Source organism: Lysinibacillus sp. NPDC093216 (genome assembly GCF_050280325.1).
Taxonomy (GTDB): domain Bacteria; phylum Bacillota; class Bacilli; order Bacillales_A; family Planococcaceae; genus Lysinibacillus.
Map to the genome: position 1 here is coordinate 32,054 of NZ_JBNNVB010000003.1, position 19,345 is coordinate 51,398.

Consider the following 19,345-nt stretch of genomic DNA (forward strand, 5'->3'; position numbering starts at 1 on the left):
CCCATCTTTCTTCAGATTGCACGAGTTGCTTTTACATTTTTTGACACATATCTATTTCATATAAGAAAATAGTATTTCCTTAATAATTGTATGAATTGAGTCATATTTCACAATTATATAATTGAATATAACTTAAAAATAACCCAACTAAACCACTAGTTACAAAAAAAAATAGACTATACAGTGAATTTTACCATATTCTGCGATTTCCTTTCAACCACATTTTGTCTCTTGCACTAGTTCTAATTTATCATATATACATAGTAGAAACCTCGTAAACTTATTTACCTACATTTAGATTTTACCATATACATACCAAAATGAATTAGTAATTATTTAAAATTTGTTACAAATTATGTAATGGATTTTACAACTTTATATTTCATCAATCGACATTTCTCTTTTTTATTCCGAAATCTTCTCTATATAATTTATACGAATATGTAGTAAAATAGATGATAATACTATTTTTAAAAGTTTAGACGAGGTGTTAAAATTGGAACCAAAACAAATAGAAGAAATTATGGAGATTATTAAGGAATTCTTCCCTGAGAATACTTCCATTGCAATTTCCGATACAAACGAGTACTTGTACTACCAACCGAGCAAAAAAGTTGATTTAAAAATCAAACCTGGCGACCCAATTAAAGAAGGTTCTGCAGCTCATAAAGCGTTAAACTACGGACAAAAGATTAGCTCTTACATTGAGCCTGATGTATTTGGAGTAGCATATTACGGCATGAGTATTCCTTTAATGGAGGAAGGTGAAACTAAGGGTGCTATCACTGCGATCTTCCCACAAAAGCCGTCAGCATTTTTAACGAACTACATTACAATCAAAATTGACGATTGTTGGTACCCAATCAAGCATGACCAGGTTATTTATCTTGAAACACAGCTCCGAAAAACATTTGTTAAAACAATGAGTCGTGAAGGATATCACCGCTTAAACCTAAGTGATCTTGAGCTATTTTTAGCCCCTGACTCATTTATACGTTGTCACCGCTCTTATATCGTTAACATTGACTACATTGATGAAATTCAACCAGATTCACATTCAACGTTTTTATTAATCATGAAAGACGGTACCCGTATTCCTGTTAGCCAACGCTATGCAAGTTACTTCCGTCGTTCTTTAGGTTTCTAATTTTGTAAAGTACAGCGAGCAATTTTAATTGTTCGCTGTACTTTTTTCTTACTGCACATCACCAACAGTTTAGGATGACACGTTAAAGCTCATCAGACGCACCCAGGAAGCTCTGCTCTGCGCGAAAGCGAAGCGTCAGCGGCAAATGTTTTCTGTAGCGAAAGCAAAGCGGCAGCTACAATTGTTTTATCTGTGCGAAAGCGAAGCGTCAGCAACAAAGCGCACAGTTGGAACGAAAATCACCCCCCAGTATGTTATTTAATCTTTTATTTTTAGAAAATTTCCTTTGTAGCTCTACATTAAAACGTTTTCTCTGTCGAAAATTCGTTTTTATGCTCATTTTTCCTCTTTTTACTCAATTTAATGCTATTTCTAAAGTTTTTGTGACAATTTGGTGATAGTATTATTCAAATGGTTGGAGTCATACTACAACTGAATAAACAGAAAATTCTTACACGTTTTTTCTAGTTTTGTAATCGGTTTCCATCAAACTTTTTAGGGGAGGATTTTTTAATGGATGCAAATGTTCAAAAACGCCTAGGCTTAAAAGAACTTGAAAGTAAAATTGTTACTGCTGATGAAGCTGCAGCACTGATTTCTAACGGTGATGTAGTTGGTATGAGTGGATTCACTCGTGCGGGGGACGCAAAAGTTGTTCCTATGGCATTAGTAGAGCGCGCTAAAAACGAAAAATTCAAAATTGATGTATATACAGGGGCTTCTTTAGGACCTGAAGTTGATAATTACTTAGCTGATGCTGGCGTTATTCGCAAACGTGGACCGTTCCAAGGAGATGCTAAGATTCGTAATTTAATTAACTCTGGTGATGTCCTATATGTAGACGCACATCTTTCACATAACGCTGAATTAGTTCGTCAAGGAATTATTGGACCAATTAAATATTTAATCCTTGAAGCTGTTGCTATTACAGAAGATGGATTTATTATCCCAACAAACTCTGTTGGTAACTCACCAATCTTCGCTGAATATGCTGAAAATATTATTGTCGAATTAAATATTTCTCATCCAGAAGCTTTAATTGGTATCCACGATATCTATGTACCAGGTGAGCAAGGTCAACGTGAAGCAATCCCAATGACTGATGCTATGCAACGCATTGGTGACATCGGTATTAAAGTAGATCCAGCTAAAATTAAAGCGATTGTTATTTCTGAAGAGCCAGATGCTCCTTCATTAATCGTTCCGCCAGATGAAGAAACACAAACAATGGCGAACATTTTATTAGATTTCTTCAGCGATGAAATTAAAGCTGGTCGCTTAACAAAACAATTAATGCCATTACAATCTGGTGTAGGTTCTGTTGCAAACGCTGTACTTGACGGCTTCGCAAATTCAGAATTTGAAGATTTAGTTGTTGCTTCTGAAGTACTTCAAGATGCAGTATTCAACTTAATTGATGCTGGTAAAGTTAAATTTGCAGCAGCTACTTCAATTACACTGACTGAAGAATTACAGAAAAAAGTATATGGCAATCTAGAGAAATACGCTGATAAAATTTGCCTACGTCCACAAGAAATTTCTAACCACCCAGAGCTTATCCGTCGTTTGGGTCTAATCTCAATCAACACTGCTCTTGAATTAGATATCTATGGCAACGTAAACTCAACACACGTATCAGGTACTCGTATGATGAACGGTATCGGTGGTTCAGGTGACTTTGCACGTAACGCACGTCTAGGTATTTTCGTTACTAAATCATACGCAAAAGGCGGCGCTATCTCTTCAATCGTGCCAATGGTTTCTCACGTTGACCACACTGAACATGATGTTGATGTAATCGTAACTGAGCAAGGTATTGCTGACTTACGTGGTCTTGCGCCACAAGAGCGTGTACCTTTAATTATCGAAAACTGTGCACACCCAGATTACAAAGAACAACTTTGGGATTACTATAACCGTGCTCTAGAAGCAACTGGTGGCCATCAAACACCTCATATTTTAGAGGAAGCACTTTCTTGGCACGTAAACCTTGGTAAAAACAAAACAATGAAAAAAGAAATTTCTAAAGCTTAATTTCATATTTCAGGAACGCTTCATAAGTTGAAAAACTTATGAGGCGTTCTTTTTTTCGGGAATGGTATAATCAGTGTTGGACTATCTTACTAAATACATAACTTTCCATCGGAGGAGCAATGAAGAAACTTATCTATTTAATTATATTCTTTTCATTTTTCGACCTATTTACCCAGCTTCCTATCATGAGTACATATGCTGAATCCTTAGGGGCATCAGCCTTCTTTACTGGATTGGCTGTAGGTATGTATTCTCTTTCCAATACATTTGGTAATATTATCTCTGGTTTTTTAACGGATCGTAAGGGACCATTCGTTATTTTAATCCTAGGTCTACTAACAACAGGTCTTTCACTTACACTTTATAATTTAGTAGAAGATCCTATTGTTCTATTAGTAGTCCGCTTTGCACATGGATTAGTTGCGGGCTTAATTGTTCCTGCTGCATTCACATTTTTAGCAAATGCAACTGAACAAGAGAAAAGAGGTAAGGGTAGTGCTATCTCTGGAGCTTTTGTTGGCATTGCCGCAATAATCGGCCCCGCATTTAGTGGCATTTTAGCGAGTCGTACTAGCGTACCATTCGTTTTTAATATAACAGCAAGCTTTATGCTCTTGTTGAGTGTACTCGCCTTCTTTTTACTAAAATCAAAGCAAGTAAAAATAGAAAAATCTGCGCCAATTACAAACATCCCTATTCATGTACTTTTTACTAATACAGGTACATTAAAAGCCTTCTCAAGTGCATTCTTTTTAATGTTTTCTCAAGGGGTTATTGCCTATCTCCTTCCTCTAAAAGTACAATCTTTAGGCTTTGATTCACGCTTAAGTGGCACTTTGATGAGTACATTCGGAATTATTGCTGTACTCGTATTTATTTTGCCGACTAACCGTATTTTCGATAGGGTGGCACCAATTAAAACATTATCACTAGGTATAAGTTTAATGGGGATCAGTCAATTATTAATTAGTCAGGCGGATTCAAGTACGTTACTTTATATTGCAATGGCCTGCTATGGTATCGGGTTTGGCTTCTTGTTCCCATCAGTCAATTCACTTTTAATCGACTCTACGACTGCTGAAATCCGCGGAAAAGCCTATGGTTATTTTTATGCCTTCTTCTCACTAGGAGTCGTCCTAGGTTCCTCATTGCTCGGATGGCTCTCACTAGGTATTGTCAGCGGCTTTATATTTACTGGAATTGTATTATTAGTATTTGCATTGATCATTATATGTACACAAAAAAGACCTTCTCACGTTGAATGAGAAGGTTTTGTTATTATTTATCTTGTTCCTGAATTTCTCCATTGTAGTAATTGATACCTGTATGTCCCCCACCTTCAGCAACCATTTCGTTTGAAGCTATTTTTGTTGGAGACGTTCCAGCTTCTGTCGCTACTTCAGTCGATATACGCTTTGATATGTCTTTGTGCATCTCCATATTCGTTGTATTCAAATAAGATGCTAATTTAGATTTTGTACTATTAAACATACTTAATGCTTTATCACGATTTTCTTTTTTACTTAAATAAGATGCTGCTACAGCTAACCCCGCAATTACAACACCTGTTCTTTTTCCTTTTGCCATTATAAATCCCTCCCAAAAATATTGAAACTGGCTCTATAATATATCTTTTCCTTATTATTTGAGGACTAAACATAATTTTTATATACGTTACAGCATATATATAAAGAGAGATCATCTATAATCCTTCGTCTACCATATAAACAAAATTCATAGTAAGTCTGTATGTTCCCAGACATAGTTAATCAACCTCCTACTAAATTTCATTGTAGGTATCTATTTTTTGCTTATCACCAAAAATAAGGAATGTTATTTAAAGTATCCAATTGAAATTAAATTAAATCCCATGTTATGGTAAATATTTATGATTATAAAGGACATTTAAAGGGAAATAATGTATTAACACTAATAATTGGAGAGTGATTATCATGAAAGATTTGGACTCAGTATATGATTGGGTAGACATGGCTTCATTAGTAGGTGGAGCAGGCTTCTTAACAGTATTAATTTATAGTATTTTACTGTAAGGAGTAGCATGGATGATTTGCAAAAATCAATTATGACTCAGCATAATTGTTGCTGTTGCTTCGCTTTCGCACATAAAACATTTGTTACTATCGCTTTGCTTTCGCGCAGAAAACATTTGCCGCTGGAAGCTTTAACTTCTTTCAGCGAATGTTTTACAAAAACATTTACTGAAAGAAGTTAAAAGGCAATCCGCTTTCTACCAAGCAGATTGCCTTATTTTTATCCCGCATTAACGGGTAGTAAGTTTCACTTTATTGTTTTACATCATTATAATCATTAGACTTTTCAAATGCTGCAACTACATACGAGCAAACAGCTTCCATTTTATAGCCTTTCTCACGTGCATAAGCTGCAGCATGATCCAGCAATTTTTTTGCCACACCTTGGCCACGGAGCTTATCTGATACATATGTGTGATCCATTACCATTACTTGACCCTTTTGTTGCCATGTAATTTCCGCTAATCTTTCCCCTTCTTGCTCATAGGCAAAAGCAAGCTTATTTTCTGCTAGCTGTTGTAATTGAAATTCCATTTCTCACCACTCCTTTTTTTCATAGTAACACAGCTTTTTTTATGTAGCACTTAAAAAAGTACATCCCTTGAAAAATAAAAGAATCTGCTACCTTCCTCTAGCAATCAAGAGAAAGTGTTGCAGATTCTTTTCTATGAATTAATTAAACCAGGACGCAATTGTATCCTTTAAATTAGCAAAGAAATTTTTCACACTTTCCCAGAATCCTTTATCTTCCATTAGTGATCCGAATTTATCTTTAATCGTACTGCTAATATCATCTAATTGTTTAGACCATTTACCAAAATCAATGTCTAGTTTACTAATTTTATTCATCAAATCAACTAGCAATTGACGGTCCTTGTCACTTAAATTAATTTCAAGCTTGTTTAATTGCTCTTGCACAATCTTTTCAACTTCTTCTTTAGTTGCTGGCTTCGAGTCTGCAATTTCTTTTTTGATTTCCGTTAGTAATTGCGCAACCTTAGCATCGTCCACGCCTGCCGATTGCGTAAGAGTAGTTGCTACTGATAGTTCATCATTTGCAACATCTGTACGATCAGTATCTAGCTTTTCACCTGTTGTTACTTCGTAAGCTTTATATATTCCCACAAGCGCTGAATGGCCTGTTACTGCCTTAGGCGCAGCCACCTGTACTGTTGCATCTTCAATACCTGCAGTTAGCATGGCATTTGCATACATTTCAGAAGTAACCTGTGTAATATTTGACGGTGTAACAATTTCAATAACTAAGCCTTCTCCTGCATTCTTGCGCGTAATTTTGGCAGAAGAATACATACGAGAGCTTGAATTACTATCTTTAATATATTTAGCTAAGTCTTGACCTGAAACTGTTATTTCTTCAACTTCAGGCTCTTCGTTCACTTTTAATGATTTTTTAACAGACTCTTTTTCAGTCTCAGATAAGTTTGCACCGTATACGACGATTGGTGCTCCTAGCTTTTCATCAATTGCTTTAGGTGGCGTATTATCAGCTGCAAAACTTGTTGCTGGTGCCATCACGCCAAATACTAACATAGTCGCCGTTAGTATTTTTATCCACGTTTTTTTCAAATTGTGTGACCCCTTTCATTAGAAAACTCATTTGGCCTGTATAATGTTTGCCAATCAATTATACCTCGGCATAATTGCCGCTGTCGCTTCGCTTTCGCGCAGAAAACATTTGCCGCTGTCGCTACAGATAAACAATGCGTCCGGATTCGGCTTTGCGCCTAGGCCTGCACGAGGGCCGACACGATGTCGGTCATTTCGGTAATGCCACAGGACGTGGCGTTTTTACCGATGCAGGTCAGTTAGCTGTTATCGCATGGATGCGATGTTTTTAGGCTAACATCCTTTATTGAGCTCCTTCCCGAATCCGTGACATCTGCCGGAGGCTATACCTTTTTTCAGCGGATGTTTGGTCTCACGCTAAAGAAGGTAAGCAATAATTAGTACGAAAAAAAGACGAGAAGGTTTCAAAGCAGCTCTCGTCATTTTCTTTAATTTCATTTAGTAACAAAAACACTTGTAGCTGACGCTTCGCTTTCGCTACAGAAAACACTTGTATCTGTCACTTCGCTTTCGCTACAAAAACACTCGCTGAAAGAAGTTAAATTTCCTCTGTCCAACCGTCCTGCTGTTTTACCTTACCAGCTTTCATAAGCGTACCTAACGCTCGTTTAAATGCACCTTTACTCATTTTAAACATTTCTTGAACTTCATCAGGTGAGGATTTATCGCCAAATGGCATTTTGCCCCCTACCTCTTGTAGATAATTTAAAATTCTTTGTGCATCATCTGAAAGACGCTCATGTTTACGTGGTAAAAGTGAACCATTCATTGAACCATCATCTTTTACATCAATAATACGAACATCTACATCTTGTCCAAGACGAGGTTCTGCATTACGCTCTGACTCATGAACAAAAATACGGTACGGGATCTCCACACCTAATAAAAATGAGCCAACTGGTAATAAACGATATGGACGCGCCTTAATGTTTTTATTGTGCAGTTCTTCAAATGCACCTTCATATAATTCCGAAATTTTTTCTTCAGTTGCTAAACGTCCAAATAAATCACCATTGCGATCTGTGCGTAATGTCATAAATAAATGGTCGCCTGGTGCTGGCCAAAGTTCTATTATTGCAGGTAAATCTTCAGCTTTTACTAGCACCTCACGTGAAGTACCGATATCTACAAAAGCCCCTTCACGCTCGACTACTTTTAGAACACGAGCCCAGCCATATTCCCCTTGTACGAAAGCTGGAATAGCTGTTGTAGCCGCTAAATCGCCACGACGATCCGCAAATAAAAATACTTCAAGGCGGTCACCTATTGCAAGTGGCTCTGTTACCTCTGAAGCATTTAAGGGCAGTTCGTCAACTCCATTTGTTAAGATCCATTTCGATGCTTGTTGTTCTAATACAGTTAACGTAACAACTTCACCTGATTTTAATTCGTTCATATTGTCTTCCTTTCCCTCTTAACATCATTTTCACAAAAACTTTAGAAATTATGATGTGTTCTAGATGCCTCTAGTTTTTTAACGATGTCCGGATTTTCTTCCATTACTTGCACAAGATCCGCAATTCGATCGATTGAGTTCCAACTTAAATGATGTTCAATTCCTTCTACATCATCGTAAATTCGCTCTTCATCTACACCAATGATTCGCAAAAATTGCTCTAGAAGCTCATGGCGCAGTACAAGACGTTTTCCAAGCTTTTCTCCTTTAGGCGTCAATGTAAGGCCACGGTATTTTTCATAAACTAAATAACCATCTTTATCTAATTTTTGAACCATTTTCGTAACAGAAGAAGGAAGAACAGATAATGCTTCAGCAATGTCAGACACACGAGCATACCCTTTATTTGTGATTAATAAGTATATTTGTTCGATATGGTCCTCCATACTAGGTGTTGGCATATCCTTTTCCCTCTCTTTCCTTTTCTTACTCTCTAGTTTACTACAAGCTTGCCTTAAAAGTTAACTGAAAATACATATGCAAAAAAAACAATACATGTGCACCCTAAAAAGAACCAACTTCATATGTTGGCTCCCGTATAGTTGGAAAATTTGTGTCAATGAAATTGAGGTATCTTTAAATAAAGTATTGTCTTTGGCAAAGCGAGGGGTTGATTTCCGTTCCGACTGGGCGCTTTCCTGGGGGCGTCCGATGAGCCGCTTCACTCGCGTTGCTCGCTCCAGGGTCTCGGGCCAACACGATGTTGGTCACGAAGGCGTTATCACAGGATGTGATGCTCTTAGCCTTCGTTCCTCTATCGCTAATCCCCAAGGAGTCGCCCAGTCTCTACTACAATCAACCACTTCACTTAGAAAGTATCTTCTAGCATGACATTCTAATTTATAACGATAAAACGAAACTTCAGCAACAAATGTTTTAAGTGCGAAAGTGTAGCGGCAGCAAAAGGGTTTTATCTGCGTGAAAGCGAAGCGGCAGCGGCAACATCAGATGTACAAACTCGTCAATGTTATAAGTCTATTCAGTTCAATTATAATGAGTAGCCAAAGCGTTCACTTTTGAAATGCATAAAATTTATAATAGCTCCACACTATTGTTGATTGGAGTGGAAGGATACTCGACTCCCGTGGGAAAGCGAGACAGGCGAGACCCTGCAAGGAGCGCAGCGGAGGAAGCGGCTCGACGCTCGCCCACAGGAAGCTCTGCTCTGCGCGAAAGCGAAGCGTCAGCGGCAAAGCGAGTAGCCTGGAACGGAAATCACCCTCATTTAATGCATCACATCATTCACTAAGATTTCCTTGACCATTTTGTTTTTCAAAAACATGAAAAGCCAACTTCATATAGAAGTTGGCTCTGCCTTATGTCGAGGATGCTTATTTACCACATGTAATGCATGAATAATCTCTTTATTGATTCGTTCAATATTTTCAGGAGTATTCATCATTCTAAATGCTTCATCTCGGGTTTCCATAGATGTAACATACTTGCTAGGCAATGCATTTAGTGTAAGTGCCACTGCGTCAAGTTCACAGATTTCACATTTACAAAATGTTTGATATTCCGGTCCTCGTAGTAGAAAACTTACTAAACCACGCACAATTTCCTCTGTAACATTTACTAAAATAGGATCTGACATATTCAAACCTTCGCCTCATTTATATTTAATTGTTACATTATTCCTGAAACCATAATAACGTTAACGAAGCTTTTTTTCAAGAATCGCTAGTAGCATCTATATCAAAACATATTACTAACTCCTTAGAATGATTTAATTTCCTACAAACTTCCTCCAGATTATATCTTATTCACCATTTCTTAGTTTTGATTAATCGCAATGAGTTAAACACAACTAGTAACGTAGCACCCATATCTGCAAAGATCGCAATCCATAATGTTAGCCATCCAGGGATAACGAGTAACAAGGCAACTAATTTTAGGGCTAAGGCAAATATAATGTTCTCTTTAATGATGCGTAATGTTTTCCTACTTAAGCCAATCGTATAAGGAAGCTTTGTTAAATCATCACCCATTAATGCGATATCCGCAGTTTCTAGTGCTGCATCAGTGCCAGCACCTCCCATTGCAATACCAACATCGGCTGAGGCAAGTGCAGGTGCATCATTAACACCATCTCCTACCATCGCTACTGCACCATACTGTGCACGTAAATCTTTAATGGCCATTAATTTTTCTGCTGGTAATAAACTTGCTCTCACATCTGTCATATTTAAAGAAGTTGCAATTGCCTGTGCTGTTGGCTCTGCATCACCTGTTAGCATAACTTTATGCTTCACTTTTAAACCATTTAATTTATTCAAGACATCTTTACTTTCTTGACGTAATTGATCAGCAATACCAATCATGCCTATAAACTGATCATTACTAACAGCTGCTACAACTGTTTTACCCTGTTGTTGAAGTTTTTCAACCTGTTCTTTTATCATTTCATCAACAGTCGTTAATGTAGCAATCCATTTTAAGCTTCCTACATAGATTATTTGACCGTCTACCGTTGCGTAGGCACCCTTTCCTGTTACGGATTGAAAGTCTGTTGGTATAAGCTCTGTTAAATTTTTCTCATGCAATGCCTGTAAAATTGCTTTAGCTAATGGATGCTGTGATTGCTTTTCAACGGCCGCTACTAGCTGTAAAACATAATCCTCAGACATCTGTTGCGATGTAAAAATATCCGTTACAGCAGGTTGACCTTTTGTAAGTGTTCCTGTCTTATCAAATGCTATTGCTTCAATATGACCAAGCTGCTCTAAATGAATTCCGCCTTTAATAAGAACACCTTGTCTAGCAGCATTCCCGATTGCCGTAACAATAGCAACTGGTGTAGAAACGACTAATGCACATGGACAACCTACAACAAGGACAGCTAATCCTTGGTAAATCCAATGTTGCCAATCACCTATAAATAAAGGAGGGATAACCGCTACAAGTAAAGCTACAATCATAATTGCAGGCGTGTAGTATTTCGCAAAGCGATCAACGAATTGCTGCGAAGGTGCTTTTTCTGCCTGGGCTTCTTCAACAAGATGAATGATTTTTGCAATTGTTGTGTCCTCTACTCGCTTTGTCACACGAACCTCTAGGGCACCTTCTTCATTTAATGTTCCTGCAAATACTTCGTCATCGACTGTTTTACTGACCGGAATAGATTCACCTGTAATCGCTGCCTGGTTCACTGCTGACAATCCACTAACTACAATTCCGTCCATTGCAATCTTCTGACCAGGTTTAACGATTAAAATGTCACCAATCTCAATCTCCTCCGTTGGCAGCTCCATCTCATGGAAATGTTCGCCATGCGCTCGCTTTATCGTTGCTGTTGGTGGAGCTATATCCATTAGCTGACGAATTGATTGACGCGCCTTATCCATTGAATACGCTTCAAGTGCTTCACTTACAGCAAATAAAAAGACAACAACGGCCGCTTCTTCCCATTCTCCTATAATGGCTGCACCGATTACTGCAATGGTCATCAGCGTCTTCATATCAAATTCAAAGCGCGCTAGATTGCGGAAACCCGTTTTGAAAATTCCAATTCCCCCGACTAGAATCGCGATAATAAACATCCCAATAGTTAGTGGCTCAGTTTCACTACGCATTGCTCCAAACACATATCCAAGCACTATGAATAACAAGGAGATTCCAGCTAATATATTTTCTGTTTTTCGATAAAAAGGTGTTGATTTTTCAATTGTTCTTACTGTTGATTGGGATACTTTTATGCCGTCGAAGGCACCTGCTTCTTCAAGCTGATCAGCGTCAATATTACCAATAACCATTATTTTAGAAGCACCAAAATTCACTTGTGCATCCTGGACCTCAGGAATAGCCTTCACGTTTTTTTCGAATTTTGCTGCACAGCTGGCGCAGGATAAGTTTTGTAGCCTGTATTCTTGTTTAGTTGGTGTCGCTGCCATTTGCAATCCCCTCTTTCACATGTTCGTAGGCAATCGTTACAATTTGATACACATGCTCATCAGCTAAAGAGTAGTACATTTGCTTTCCTTTACGATAGGATTTCGCTAAATTATTATCTTTCAAATATCGTAAATGATGCGATGCTGTTGCTACTGAAGAGCCGATAATGGAAGCAACATCGCAAACACACAATTCATCTTTGACTGTTAAGGCATACGCAATTTTAAGTCTTGTTTCATCAGATAATGCCTTTAAAAATTTTGCTACTCCTGATAGATCTGGCATTTGCTGTTGTACCTTAATGACAGCTTCTTCATGAACATGTGTTATCTCACATACTTCTTTTGGCATTTTTCTTCACCTCATTCAAATGTTTGTTTGATTGTTTTCAATATAACATAATATCCCATCATATTCAAACGATTATTTGAATGTAAATGATTTATATCACAAATTTAAAAATGTTTTTATTTAAATTACTACTCATGCATATAAAAGCAAAAAAGCTATCACTTTAATGTGATAACTTTGGCATGTTGTTGTGATAATGAAATTATGGTGACATATTAAACAAAGTGGAGTTTAATAAGGCATGCTAAGAGGTTGATTGGAGTGGAGACTGAGCGACTCCTCGGGGATCAGCGGATAGAGGAACGAAGGCTAAAACCATCACGTCCTGTGATAACGCCTTCGTGACCAACATCGTGTTGGCCCAAGCGGCTCATCGGACGCCCCCAGGAAGCTCTGCTCTGCGCGAAAGCGAAGCGTCAGCGGCAAATGTTTTATCTGTGCGAAAGCGAAGCGGCAGCAACAAAGCGCTCAGTCGAAACGGAAATCAACCCCTCGCTTTGCTGAGAAACCATGTTTTCTTAATATAAAACCCTATAGATTCTTATAGCTTCTCTTCCTACCGTGCTTTTAATCGCAACGTTTTACCTTTAATATCTTCTTTTCTCACAAACGTTTGATGATAATCTCCATTAGCCCAATCCATTACTTGATCTTGATACCAAGCTGATTTTACATGTCCACTCTGTCCGGGACCAACGATATGATAGGCTGAACTTAAATCACCAACATCAACAACAAAGCGCCATGATGCCCCATGATTAACATTTCCAGCTAAGTCATTATCAGCAGCCTGAACAGTAACCTTTGAACCACCAATAGGAACCTTTTTAGCATTAAAATATGCTGCAAGAATCGGCGAAGCTTTACCTAATGTATGGTCAAAGGTAAGCTGATGGAAGTTACCCCATTTCCATTTCGATACGTTTTTTCCGAATTGATTTTCTATTTGTGCGACAGTGAGCTCTAACGCCTTGTAAACTGTTGCATCTACTCCACCCTGTTCATCAATCCATATGCTCTTCTTACCGGCATAAGCTGTGCGTAAAAGTTGGTCTGTAATATTAAACTTCCCATACATTAATTCATACATATCTTCTGGCATCTGATCCTTAAATAACACTTCCTGTAATTTTTCCATTAATGTATGGAACACTAATGGCGCCCCTGAATCCTTTGCATCTACCATGTCCCAATTCTCTAATAACTTAATAACATCTTTATATTTTCCATCCTGATCTTGTGCTTTTATTGATGTTAATAAATATGGTAAAAACTCACGAGCATATAGGTTATGCTGATCCATTTGTAAATTCATCATGTCTTCCACTGTTAAAGAGTCATTCGCCGCTAAAATTTCCTTAATCCGTTCAAAACGATAAGGCTGTGCCCAGAAATCTGTTATATGATAAGGATATTCTTCCCCAATAACTTCATTATTCGCTGTTGCAATAAAGCCTTCATCTGGGTTTACTACAGTCGGAAGCTCATCCCACGGGATAAAGCCATCCCACCCATAGTCACTAGAATCACCCGGTACCGGCAATTGTCCGTCCCCTTGTTTTCGAATCGGAATTTGACCATTCGCTTTATACGCAATTGTGCCATCCTTTGATGCAAAAACGAAATTTTGAGCTGGTGCCTTAAAATCCTCTAATGCTTTTTCAAATTCACTCCAGGATTTTGACTTATTAAAGCCTAACACTGCACGTAGTTCTGTCGTCGGTTGCAGTGCCGTCCACTGCATCGAAAATTGTGCTGTAGGCTCAGTATCTTTAAAAGCTAAATCTGTCATGATTGGGCCGTGACGTGTGACGACGACATTAAAATCTACCGTTTCTCCGTCTTTTACCTTTATCGGTTCATTGCGCACCTCTGCTTGCTCCCACTTGCCATCAAAGCGGAACTGTGTTGGATTATTCGGATTTGGTATTTCAATATATAAATCCTGTACATCAGGTCCAACATTTGTTACACCCCATGCAATGTTATCGTTGTGACCTAAAATAATGCCCGGGACACCTGCAAAGATTACGCCACTCACATTTTGCTCAGGAGATTGCAGATGCATTTGATACCAAATAGATGGTGTACTCAATCCTAAATGTGGATCATCTGCTAAAATTGGCGTGCCGTTTTTTGTTTTTTTCCCCGATACAACCCAGTTATTACTGCCGTTAAATTCATTTGGCAACAGCTCTGTCTTAAAATGCCCTGCCACGGCTACGGGATTTTCTTTATTTGCCTTGATAATAGATGAAGCGTTTTTAGGATACTTTATAAATAATTCTTTAGCTTTTTCTTCACCAAAGTTTTGTAAAGCCCAATGACGGAACGCAAGCGTATTCCAATTCCCCCCTAAGTCATAGGCCATATATTTACCAATAGTAAGAGAGTCTACAACGGACCATTCCTCCGGTTCGTAGCCTAGTAAAGCAAATTCATAGCTTAATGTATTATTTTTCTTAGCCTGTGTAATAAAAGCATTGACGCCATCTGCAAACCATTCAAGTACCTGTCTACTTTCTGCATCATAGGTAGATAATGATTTTTCAGCTGCATCACGCAAGCTAAACGTTCGGAAATGTTTGTCAGTATCAATAGTTGCCTCACCGATTATTTCCGACAAACGACCACTAGCTTGTCTTCGCGCTAAATCCATTTGAAACAGCCGATCTTGCGCTTGAACATATCCTTGTGCACGATACAAATCTGCATTTGTCTTTGCAAAAATATGAGGTATACCCTTGTCATCCCTTGTGACAGTTACATCTTCATCTAGCACGCTCAACGAAAGCTCTCCATCAATTACTGGTTTTGATTTATTCATAAACCATGTAATTCCAATAAATGCGACAATAGCTACTACAGCTAAAAATCCCGCTATAGCCAGTAGCCACTTTTTCCACGTAAACTTTCTCACATCCCTACCCCCTTTTTGCAATATATTCTTTTACACGCTTTCAAATCCTTTTAAAAGTTTTGAAATTTAAATCCTTTCCGATTCCTGACACAATTATGTTGAGGCATAATTGATTATTTATTGCGTTGCAGTAAAAAAAAAAAATCGTATTTCTTTTTAGAAAATACGATTTTTCATAGAAACTAGTTATTAAGCTGTAATTCAATTGGACAATGATCACTGCCCATAATTTGTGAATGAATGCTTGCCACATTAATTTTGTTCTTTAGTCTTTCAGAAACAATAAAGTAGTCAATACGCCATCCGATATTACGTTCGCGTACTTTATTCATATAAGACCACCATGTATAGTGATCTGTTGTATCTGGATACATGTAGCGGAATGAATCTACAAAACCACTTGCCAATAGCTCCGTCATTTTTTCACGTTCTTCATATGTAAAACCTGAATTACCAACATTAGACTTCGCATTTTTTAAATCAATGTCCATATGTGCGACGTTTAAATCACCGCAGTAGACTATAGGTTTCTTAGAATCTAACTCTTTTAAATATAACGCTAATCGATCCTCCCATTTTAAACGAAGAGGTAGTCTAGCTAAATCACGCTGTGAATTCGGAGTATAAACATTCACTAAGTAAAAATCTTCATACTCTAGTGTAATAATTCTCCCCTCTTCCTGCGATTCATCGTCACCAACACCATAACGTACTGCAAGTGGGGTATGTTTTGTAAAGATGGCTGTACCTGAATAACCTTTCTTCTCTGCATAATTCCAATATTGCTCATATCCCTCAAGTGAAATCTCCACTTGTTCAGCCTGACACTTTGTTTCTTGAATACAGAAAAAATCTGCATCTACATGATTGAAGAAATCTAAAAACCCTTTACCTAAGCAGGCTCTAATCCCATTAACATTCCATGATATAAACTTCATTTTCTGTTTCACTCCTCAAAAAAACGCCCTCCACCATTAGCGAAGGGCGTAGTATCCTATAATTCGTCACCAACGATTTTTACTTCTGTTTCTAAGTCGATGCCAAACTTTTCTTTAACTACTCGTTGTACCATTTGGATTGTTGCAATATAGTCAGTAGCCGTTGCATTACCTTTATTAACAATAAAGCCTGCATGCTTCGTTGATACCTCTGCATCACCTACGCCTTTTCCTTGTAAGCCACTATCTTGAATAAGCTTGCCAGCAAAGTAACCTGGTGGGCGCTTAAAAACACTTCCTGCAGATGGGTATTCTAACGGCTGCTTAGATTCTCGCTGAAACGTTAAATCAGCAATTTTCGCATCAATTTCTTCCTGTACACCTTTTGCTAATTGAAATTCGGATGATAATACATAATACCCCTTCTTGGCAATGATACTATGTCGATAACTAAGTTCAAGTTCATCTTTCGATAATATTAAAATTTCGCCTTCTTTTGTTAATACTTTCGAAGAAATAATAATATCCTTAATTTCACCGCCATATGCACCTGCATTCATTGCCATAGCTCCACCAACTGAGCCAGGGATACCACATGCAAATTCAAAACCTGTTAAAGATGCAGCCGCAGCCAGTTTCGATACATCCTTAATAAGTGCACCGCTTTGCGCGTAAACATGGTCACCATTAATGCGAATCTCATCTAAAAATGAAAATGTAACAACGATCCCTCGATGACCGCCATCACGAACGACCATATTAGATCCATTACCTAACATTAATAAAGGTATATTATTCTTATGGGCATAGCGAATAACCGTTGCTGCCTCTTCCTCTGTTTCAACGAGAACGAAAACATCCGCTTTACCACCTAATTTTGTCATAGTATATTGCTGCAATGATTCATCTAACTTAATATTGGCCGGATTAACGCTCTTTGCTAAATCCGCCACCCATTGTTCTTTTGTCATGAGAGCTAATTCCTTTCTAACGTCCTTCTTACTCTACACTAGTATGGATTTAGAACCCTAATTTGACAAGTAAAATGAAGGTTATTTTTTTCTCGCCTTAACGGGTAGCGAGAGTCCCTGCTGAGATGATGAATATGATAAAGAAATTTCATGGTCATTCGTATTACATATGTCCAATGTTTATCTATCCATCAGAAAATTCGAGATAGACTTCACACTTATCTTCTACTGAAAGAAGTTAAAGCCAACTCGATGCCCATGATTCAATATTACGGATTGCTCCTTCTAATGCCCAACCTTTATCCGTCAAAGAATACTCAACACGTACTGGTACCTCTGAATATACTTTTCGTTCAACAAGCCCTTCTTTTTCTAGCTCTTTTAAACGTTCGGATAATAAACGACCGCTTACAGGTAATGAAGATTCTATCTCATTGAAGCGCTGTGGTCCGTCTAATAATTGATATAAAATTAGCCCTGTCCAGCGTTTTCCAATTAAATCCATTGCTTTAGCTAAACGAGGACATAAATTTGACTCACTCATTTTTTTCACCTCTTATGTACTCTATTGTAACGATTATTTTTAAAAAAGTAAATTTAAAGTAACTTATTTACTAACAATAATCTGTTTACTATTTTTCATTTAATTACTAAATGTAACTTATAAATGTTTTATCATTTTGGAATTTGATTTAGATTCAATTTTAAAGTAGGTAACTACTACCTTATCTAACTCTGTCCTTATAGTATTTATATAAAAATAACGATGCCATAGAAATTACCCATGACCGTTCAATTAGAGGTGAGTAATGGTCGTTTAATATCTGCATTGAAAATGGCAACTTACTTCTATATAGATGCGCATGATTTTATTATTATGACTCCTTCCATTGTTGTATCCCTTTTTAAAAGAAAAGATAACGTACGGTTATGACCTTATGTTGACAAAACTGTCTTACGGATTAGGGTTTTTATACTCTTTTTAAACATTCACAAAATGAACTTTTATCAATGTAATATTCTCTCATTTTTTCTAAAAACTCGTTGAATATCTGAATTGTTTATTTTATTATTCATGTAAGATATCAGTTTGGTATGCTTTTCCAACAAAAAAGTATGCGATTGATTTTAGTCGTTCAACTATTGGCATTTCTGTACAACATATGATGATATCAAAAATATATGGTGTATTTGATTCGTACGATGCAGAAATAGTTTTTTCAGAAATGGCGGGTGCAAACTTTTTATTCATAATCGCTGTTGCTAGTGTCTCGACGAAAAACTTCGGTCTTTATGTGCTTGTATCTCCCTTATTTTTTCGACGCTGACATTTATCCAAAAATTTCATTTACGTCTACATATATTGAAAAACTAGAAGATAAGGAGTTTGCTATACATGGCGATTTAACTAATCAATTATGCCTCGTCATAATTGTTGCTGTCGCTTCGCTTTCGCACAGAAACATTTGTTGCTGTCGCTTCGCTTTCGCTACAGATAAACAATGCGTCCGGAATCGGCTTTGTGCTTGATTCCTTTCTGATTTCCGTGACATCCGCCTTTATAACGACTTCAAGCACAATATTTCATAGATTGGAGGCCTTTTATGGTTGGGTTTGATGAATTCTCTTTTATACCCAGTTTTATTTCAATAATGTTTTTTATCGTGTTCGGTATTATAGCTTTTACTATTATTAAAGGTATCTTACAATGGTCGAAAAACAACAATGAACCATTATTAACAGTACCCGCTAAAGTCGTAACAAAACGTTCGAATACTAGTGGAGGTTCTGGTAACTCTAGTGCCTATACATCGTACTATGTAACGTTCGAAGTACAAAGTGGCGATCGTCTAGAATTAAAAATGAATGGTCGTGATTATGGACAGCTTGCAGAAGATGACCTTGGCTTATTAACATTTCAAGGAACACGTTATCATACATTTGAGCGACACAAAAAGGAGAGCAGCGTTTAACAACGCACTCTCCTTTTAACATTTCA

General features: G+C 37.5%; 17 protein-coding genes. 5 read left to right on the forward strand and 12 right to left on the reverse strand.

Annotation, left to right across the window (positions count from 1 at the left end):
* The first annotated feature begins 496 nt into the window (after positions 1 to 496).
* The 3 genes from ACQKOG_RS04835 (at position 497) to ACQKOG_RS04845 (ending at position 4,446) form a co-directional block, all read left to right on the forward strand.
* Complete coding sequence (locus ACQKOG_RS04835; protein WP_132361594.1) at positions 497 to 1,147, forward strand: LytTR family DNA-binding domain-containing protein; 651 nt, start codon at positions 497 to 499, stop codon at positions 1,145 to 1,147.
* 513 nt (positions 1,148 to 1,660) lie between these two features.
* Entirely contained in the window at positions 1,661 to 3,181 is a 1,521-nt protein-coding gene (locus ACQKOG_RS04840) for a succinate CoA transferase (RefSeq protein WP_427445351.1), read from the forward strand.
* 119 nt (positions 3,182 to 3,300) lie between these two features.
* Positions 3,301 to 4,446: an MFS transporter gene (locus tag ACQKOG_RS04845; protein WP_402870204.1), complete on the forward strand. Its 1,146-nt coding sequence runs from the start codon at positions 3,301 to 3,303 to the stop codon at positions 4,444 to 4,446.
* Positions 4,447 to 4,459: 13 nt separating this feature from the next.
* On the opposite strand, the gene ACQKOG_RS04850 is transcribed toward ACQKOG_RS04845, so the two are convergent.
* The 12 genes from ACQKOG_RS04850 to ACQKOG_RS04905 all read right to left on the reverse strand — a co-directional run bounded on the left by ACQKOG_RS04850 (position 4,460) and on the right by ACQKOG_RS04905 (position 17,890).
* Entirely contained in the window at positions 4,460 to 4,768 is a 309-nt protein-coding gene (locus tag ACQKOG_RS04850) for a hypothetical protein (RefSeq protein ID WP_370079977.1), read from the reverse strand.
* A 716-nt stretch (positions 4,769 to 5,484) separates the two neighbouring features.
* Positions 5,485 to 5,766: a GNAT family N-acetyltransferase gene (locus ACQKOG_RS04855; RefSeq protein WP_370079979.1), complete on the reverse strand. Its 282-nt coding sequence runs from the start codon at positions 5,764 to 5,766 to the stop codon at positions 5,485 to 5,487.
* A 138-nt stretch (positions 5,767 to 5,904) separates the two neighbouring features.
* Positions 5,905 to 6,819, reverse strand: coding sequence for a DUF1002 domain-containing protein (locus ACQKOG_RS04860; protein ID WP_370079981.1), 915 nt, complete (start codon positions 6,817 to 6,819; stop codon positions 5,905 to 5,907).
* Between the two features lie 538 nt (positions 6,820 to 7,357).
* Positions 7,358 to 8,215, reverse strand: a complete 858-nt coding sequence (locus ACQKOG_RS04865; RefSeq protein WP_370079983.1) for a CvfB family protein — start codon at positions 8,213 to 8,215, stop codon at positions 7,358 to 7,360.
* A 41-nt stretch (positions 8,216 to 8,256) separates the two neighbouring features.
* A complete protein-coding gene (mntR, locus tag ACQKOG_RS04870; protein ID WP_132361580.1) occupies positions 8,257 to 8,676 on the reverse strand; it encodes a transcriptional regulator MntR in 420 nt (139 codons plus the stop codon).
* An 893-nt stretch (positions 8,677 to 9,569) separates the two neighbouring features.
* Positions 9,570 to 9,869, reverse strand: a complete 300-nt coding sequence (locus ACQKOG_RS04875; RefSeq protein WP_370080102.1) for a late competence development ComFB family protein — start codon at positions 9,867 to 9,869, stop codon at positions 9,570 to 9,572.
* 169 nt (positions 9,870 to 10,038) lie between these two features.
* On the reverse strand, positions 10,039 to 12,165 hold the full coding sequence (locus ACQKOG_RS04880) for a heavy metal translocating P-type ATPase (protein ID WP_370079985.1): 2,127 nt from the start codon (positions 12,163 to 12,165) through the stop codon (positions 10,039 to 10,041).
* Complete coding sequence (locus ACQKOG_RS04885) at positions 12,146 to 12,517, reverse strand: ArsR/SmtB family transcription factor (RefSeq protein ID WP_370079987.1); 372 nt, start codon at positions 12,515 to 12,517, stop codon at positions 12,146 to 12,148. Before ACQKOG_RS04885 ends, ACQKOG_RS04880 begins: the two co-directional genes overlap by 20 nt.
* Before the next feature lie 556 nt (positions 12,518 to 13,073).
* Positions 13,074 to 15,437, reverse strand: a complete 2,364-nt coding sequence (locus ACQKOG_RS04890) for a penicillin acylase family protein (RefSeq protein WP_402870197.1) — start codon at positions 15,435 to 15,437, stop codon at positions 13,074 to 13,076.
* 182 nt (positions 15,438 to 15,619) lie between these two features.
* Positions 15,620 to 16,375 (reverse strand): exodeoxyribonuclease III, encoded by a 756-nt coding sequence (locus tag ACQKOG_RS04895; RefSeq protein WP_402870195.1) that lies wholly within the window; start codon positions 16,373 to 16,375, stop codon positions 15,620 to 15,622.
* A gap of 56 nt (positions 16,376 to 16,431) precedes the next feature.
* Positions 16,432 to 17,346 (reverse strand): UDP-N-acetylmuramate dehydrogenase, encoded by a 915-nt coding sequence (gene murB / locus ACQKOG_RS04900; RefSeq protein WP_370079993.1) that lies wholly within the window; start codon positions 17,344 to 17,346, stop codon positions 16,432 to 16,434.
* Between the two features lie 238 nt (positions 17,347 to 17,584).
* Positions 17,585 to 17,890, reverse strand: coding sequence for a winged helix-turn-helix transcriptional regulator (locus ACQKOG_RS04905; protein ID WP_370079995.1), 306 nt, complete (start codon positions 17,888 to 17,890; stop codon positions 17,585 to 17,587).
* 622 nt (positions 17,891 to 18,512) lie between these two features.
* Between ACQKOG_RS04905 and ACQKOG_RS04910 the strand changes: the two genes are divergently transcribed.
* Together ACQKOG_RS04910 and ACQKOG_RS04915 are read left to right on the forward strand one after the other, a co-directional pair.
* A complete protein-coding gene (locus ACQKOG_RS04910) occupies positions 18,513 to 18,674 on the forward strand; it encodes a hypothetical protein (protein ID WP_370079997.1) in 162 nt (53 codons plus the stop codon).
* Positions 18,675 to 18,950: 276 nt separating this feature from the next.
* Positions 18,951 to 19,319 (forward strand): DUF2500 domain-containing protein, encoded by a 369-nt coding sequence (locus ACQKOG_RS04915; protein ID WP_370079999.1) that lies wholly within the window; start codon positions 18,951 to 18,953, stop codon positions 19,317 to 19,319.
* Positions 19,320 to 19,345 lie beyond the last annotated feature (26 nt).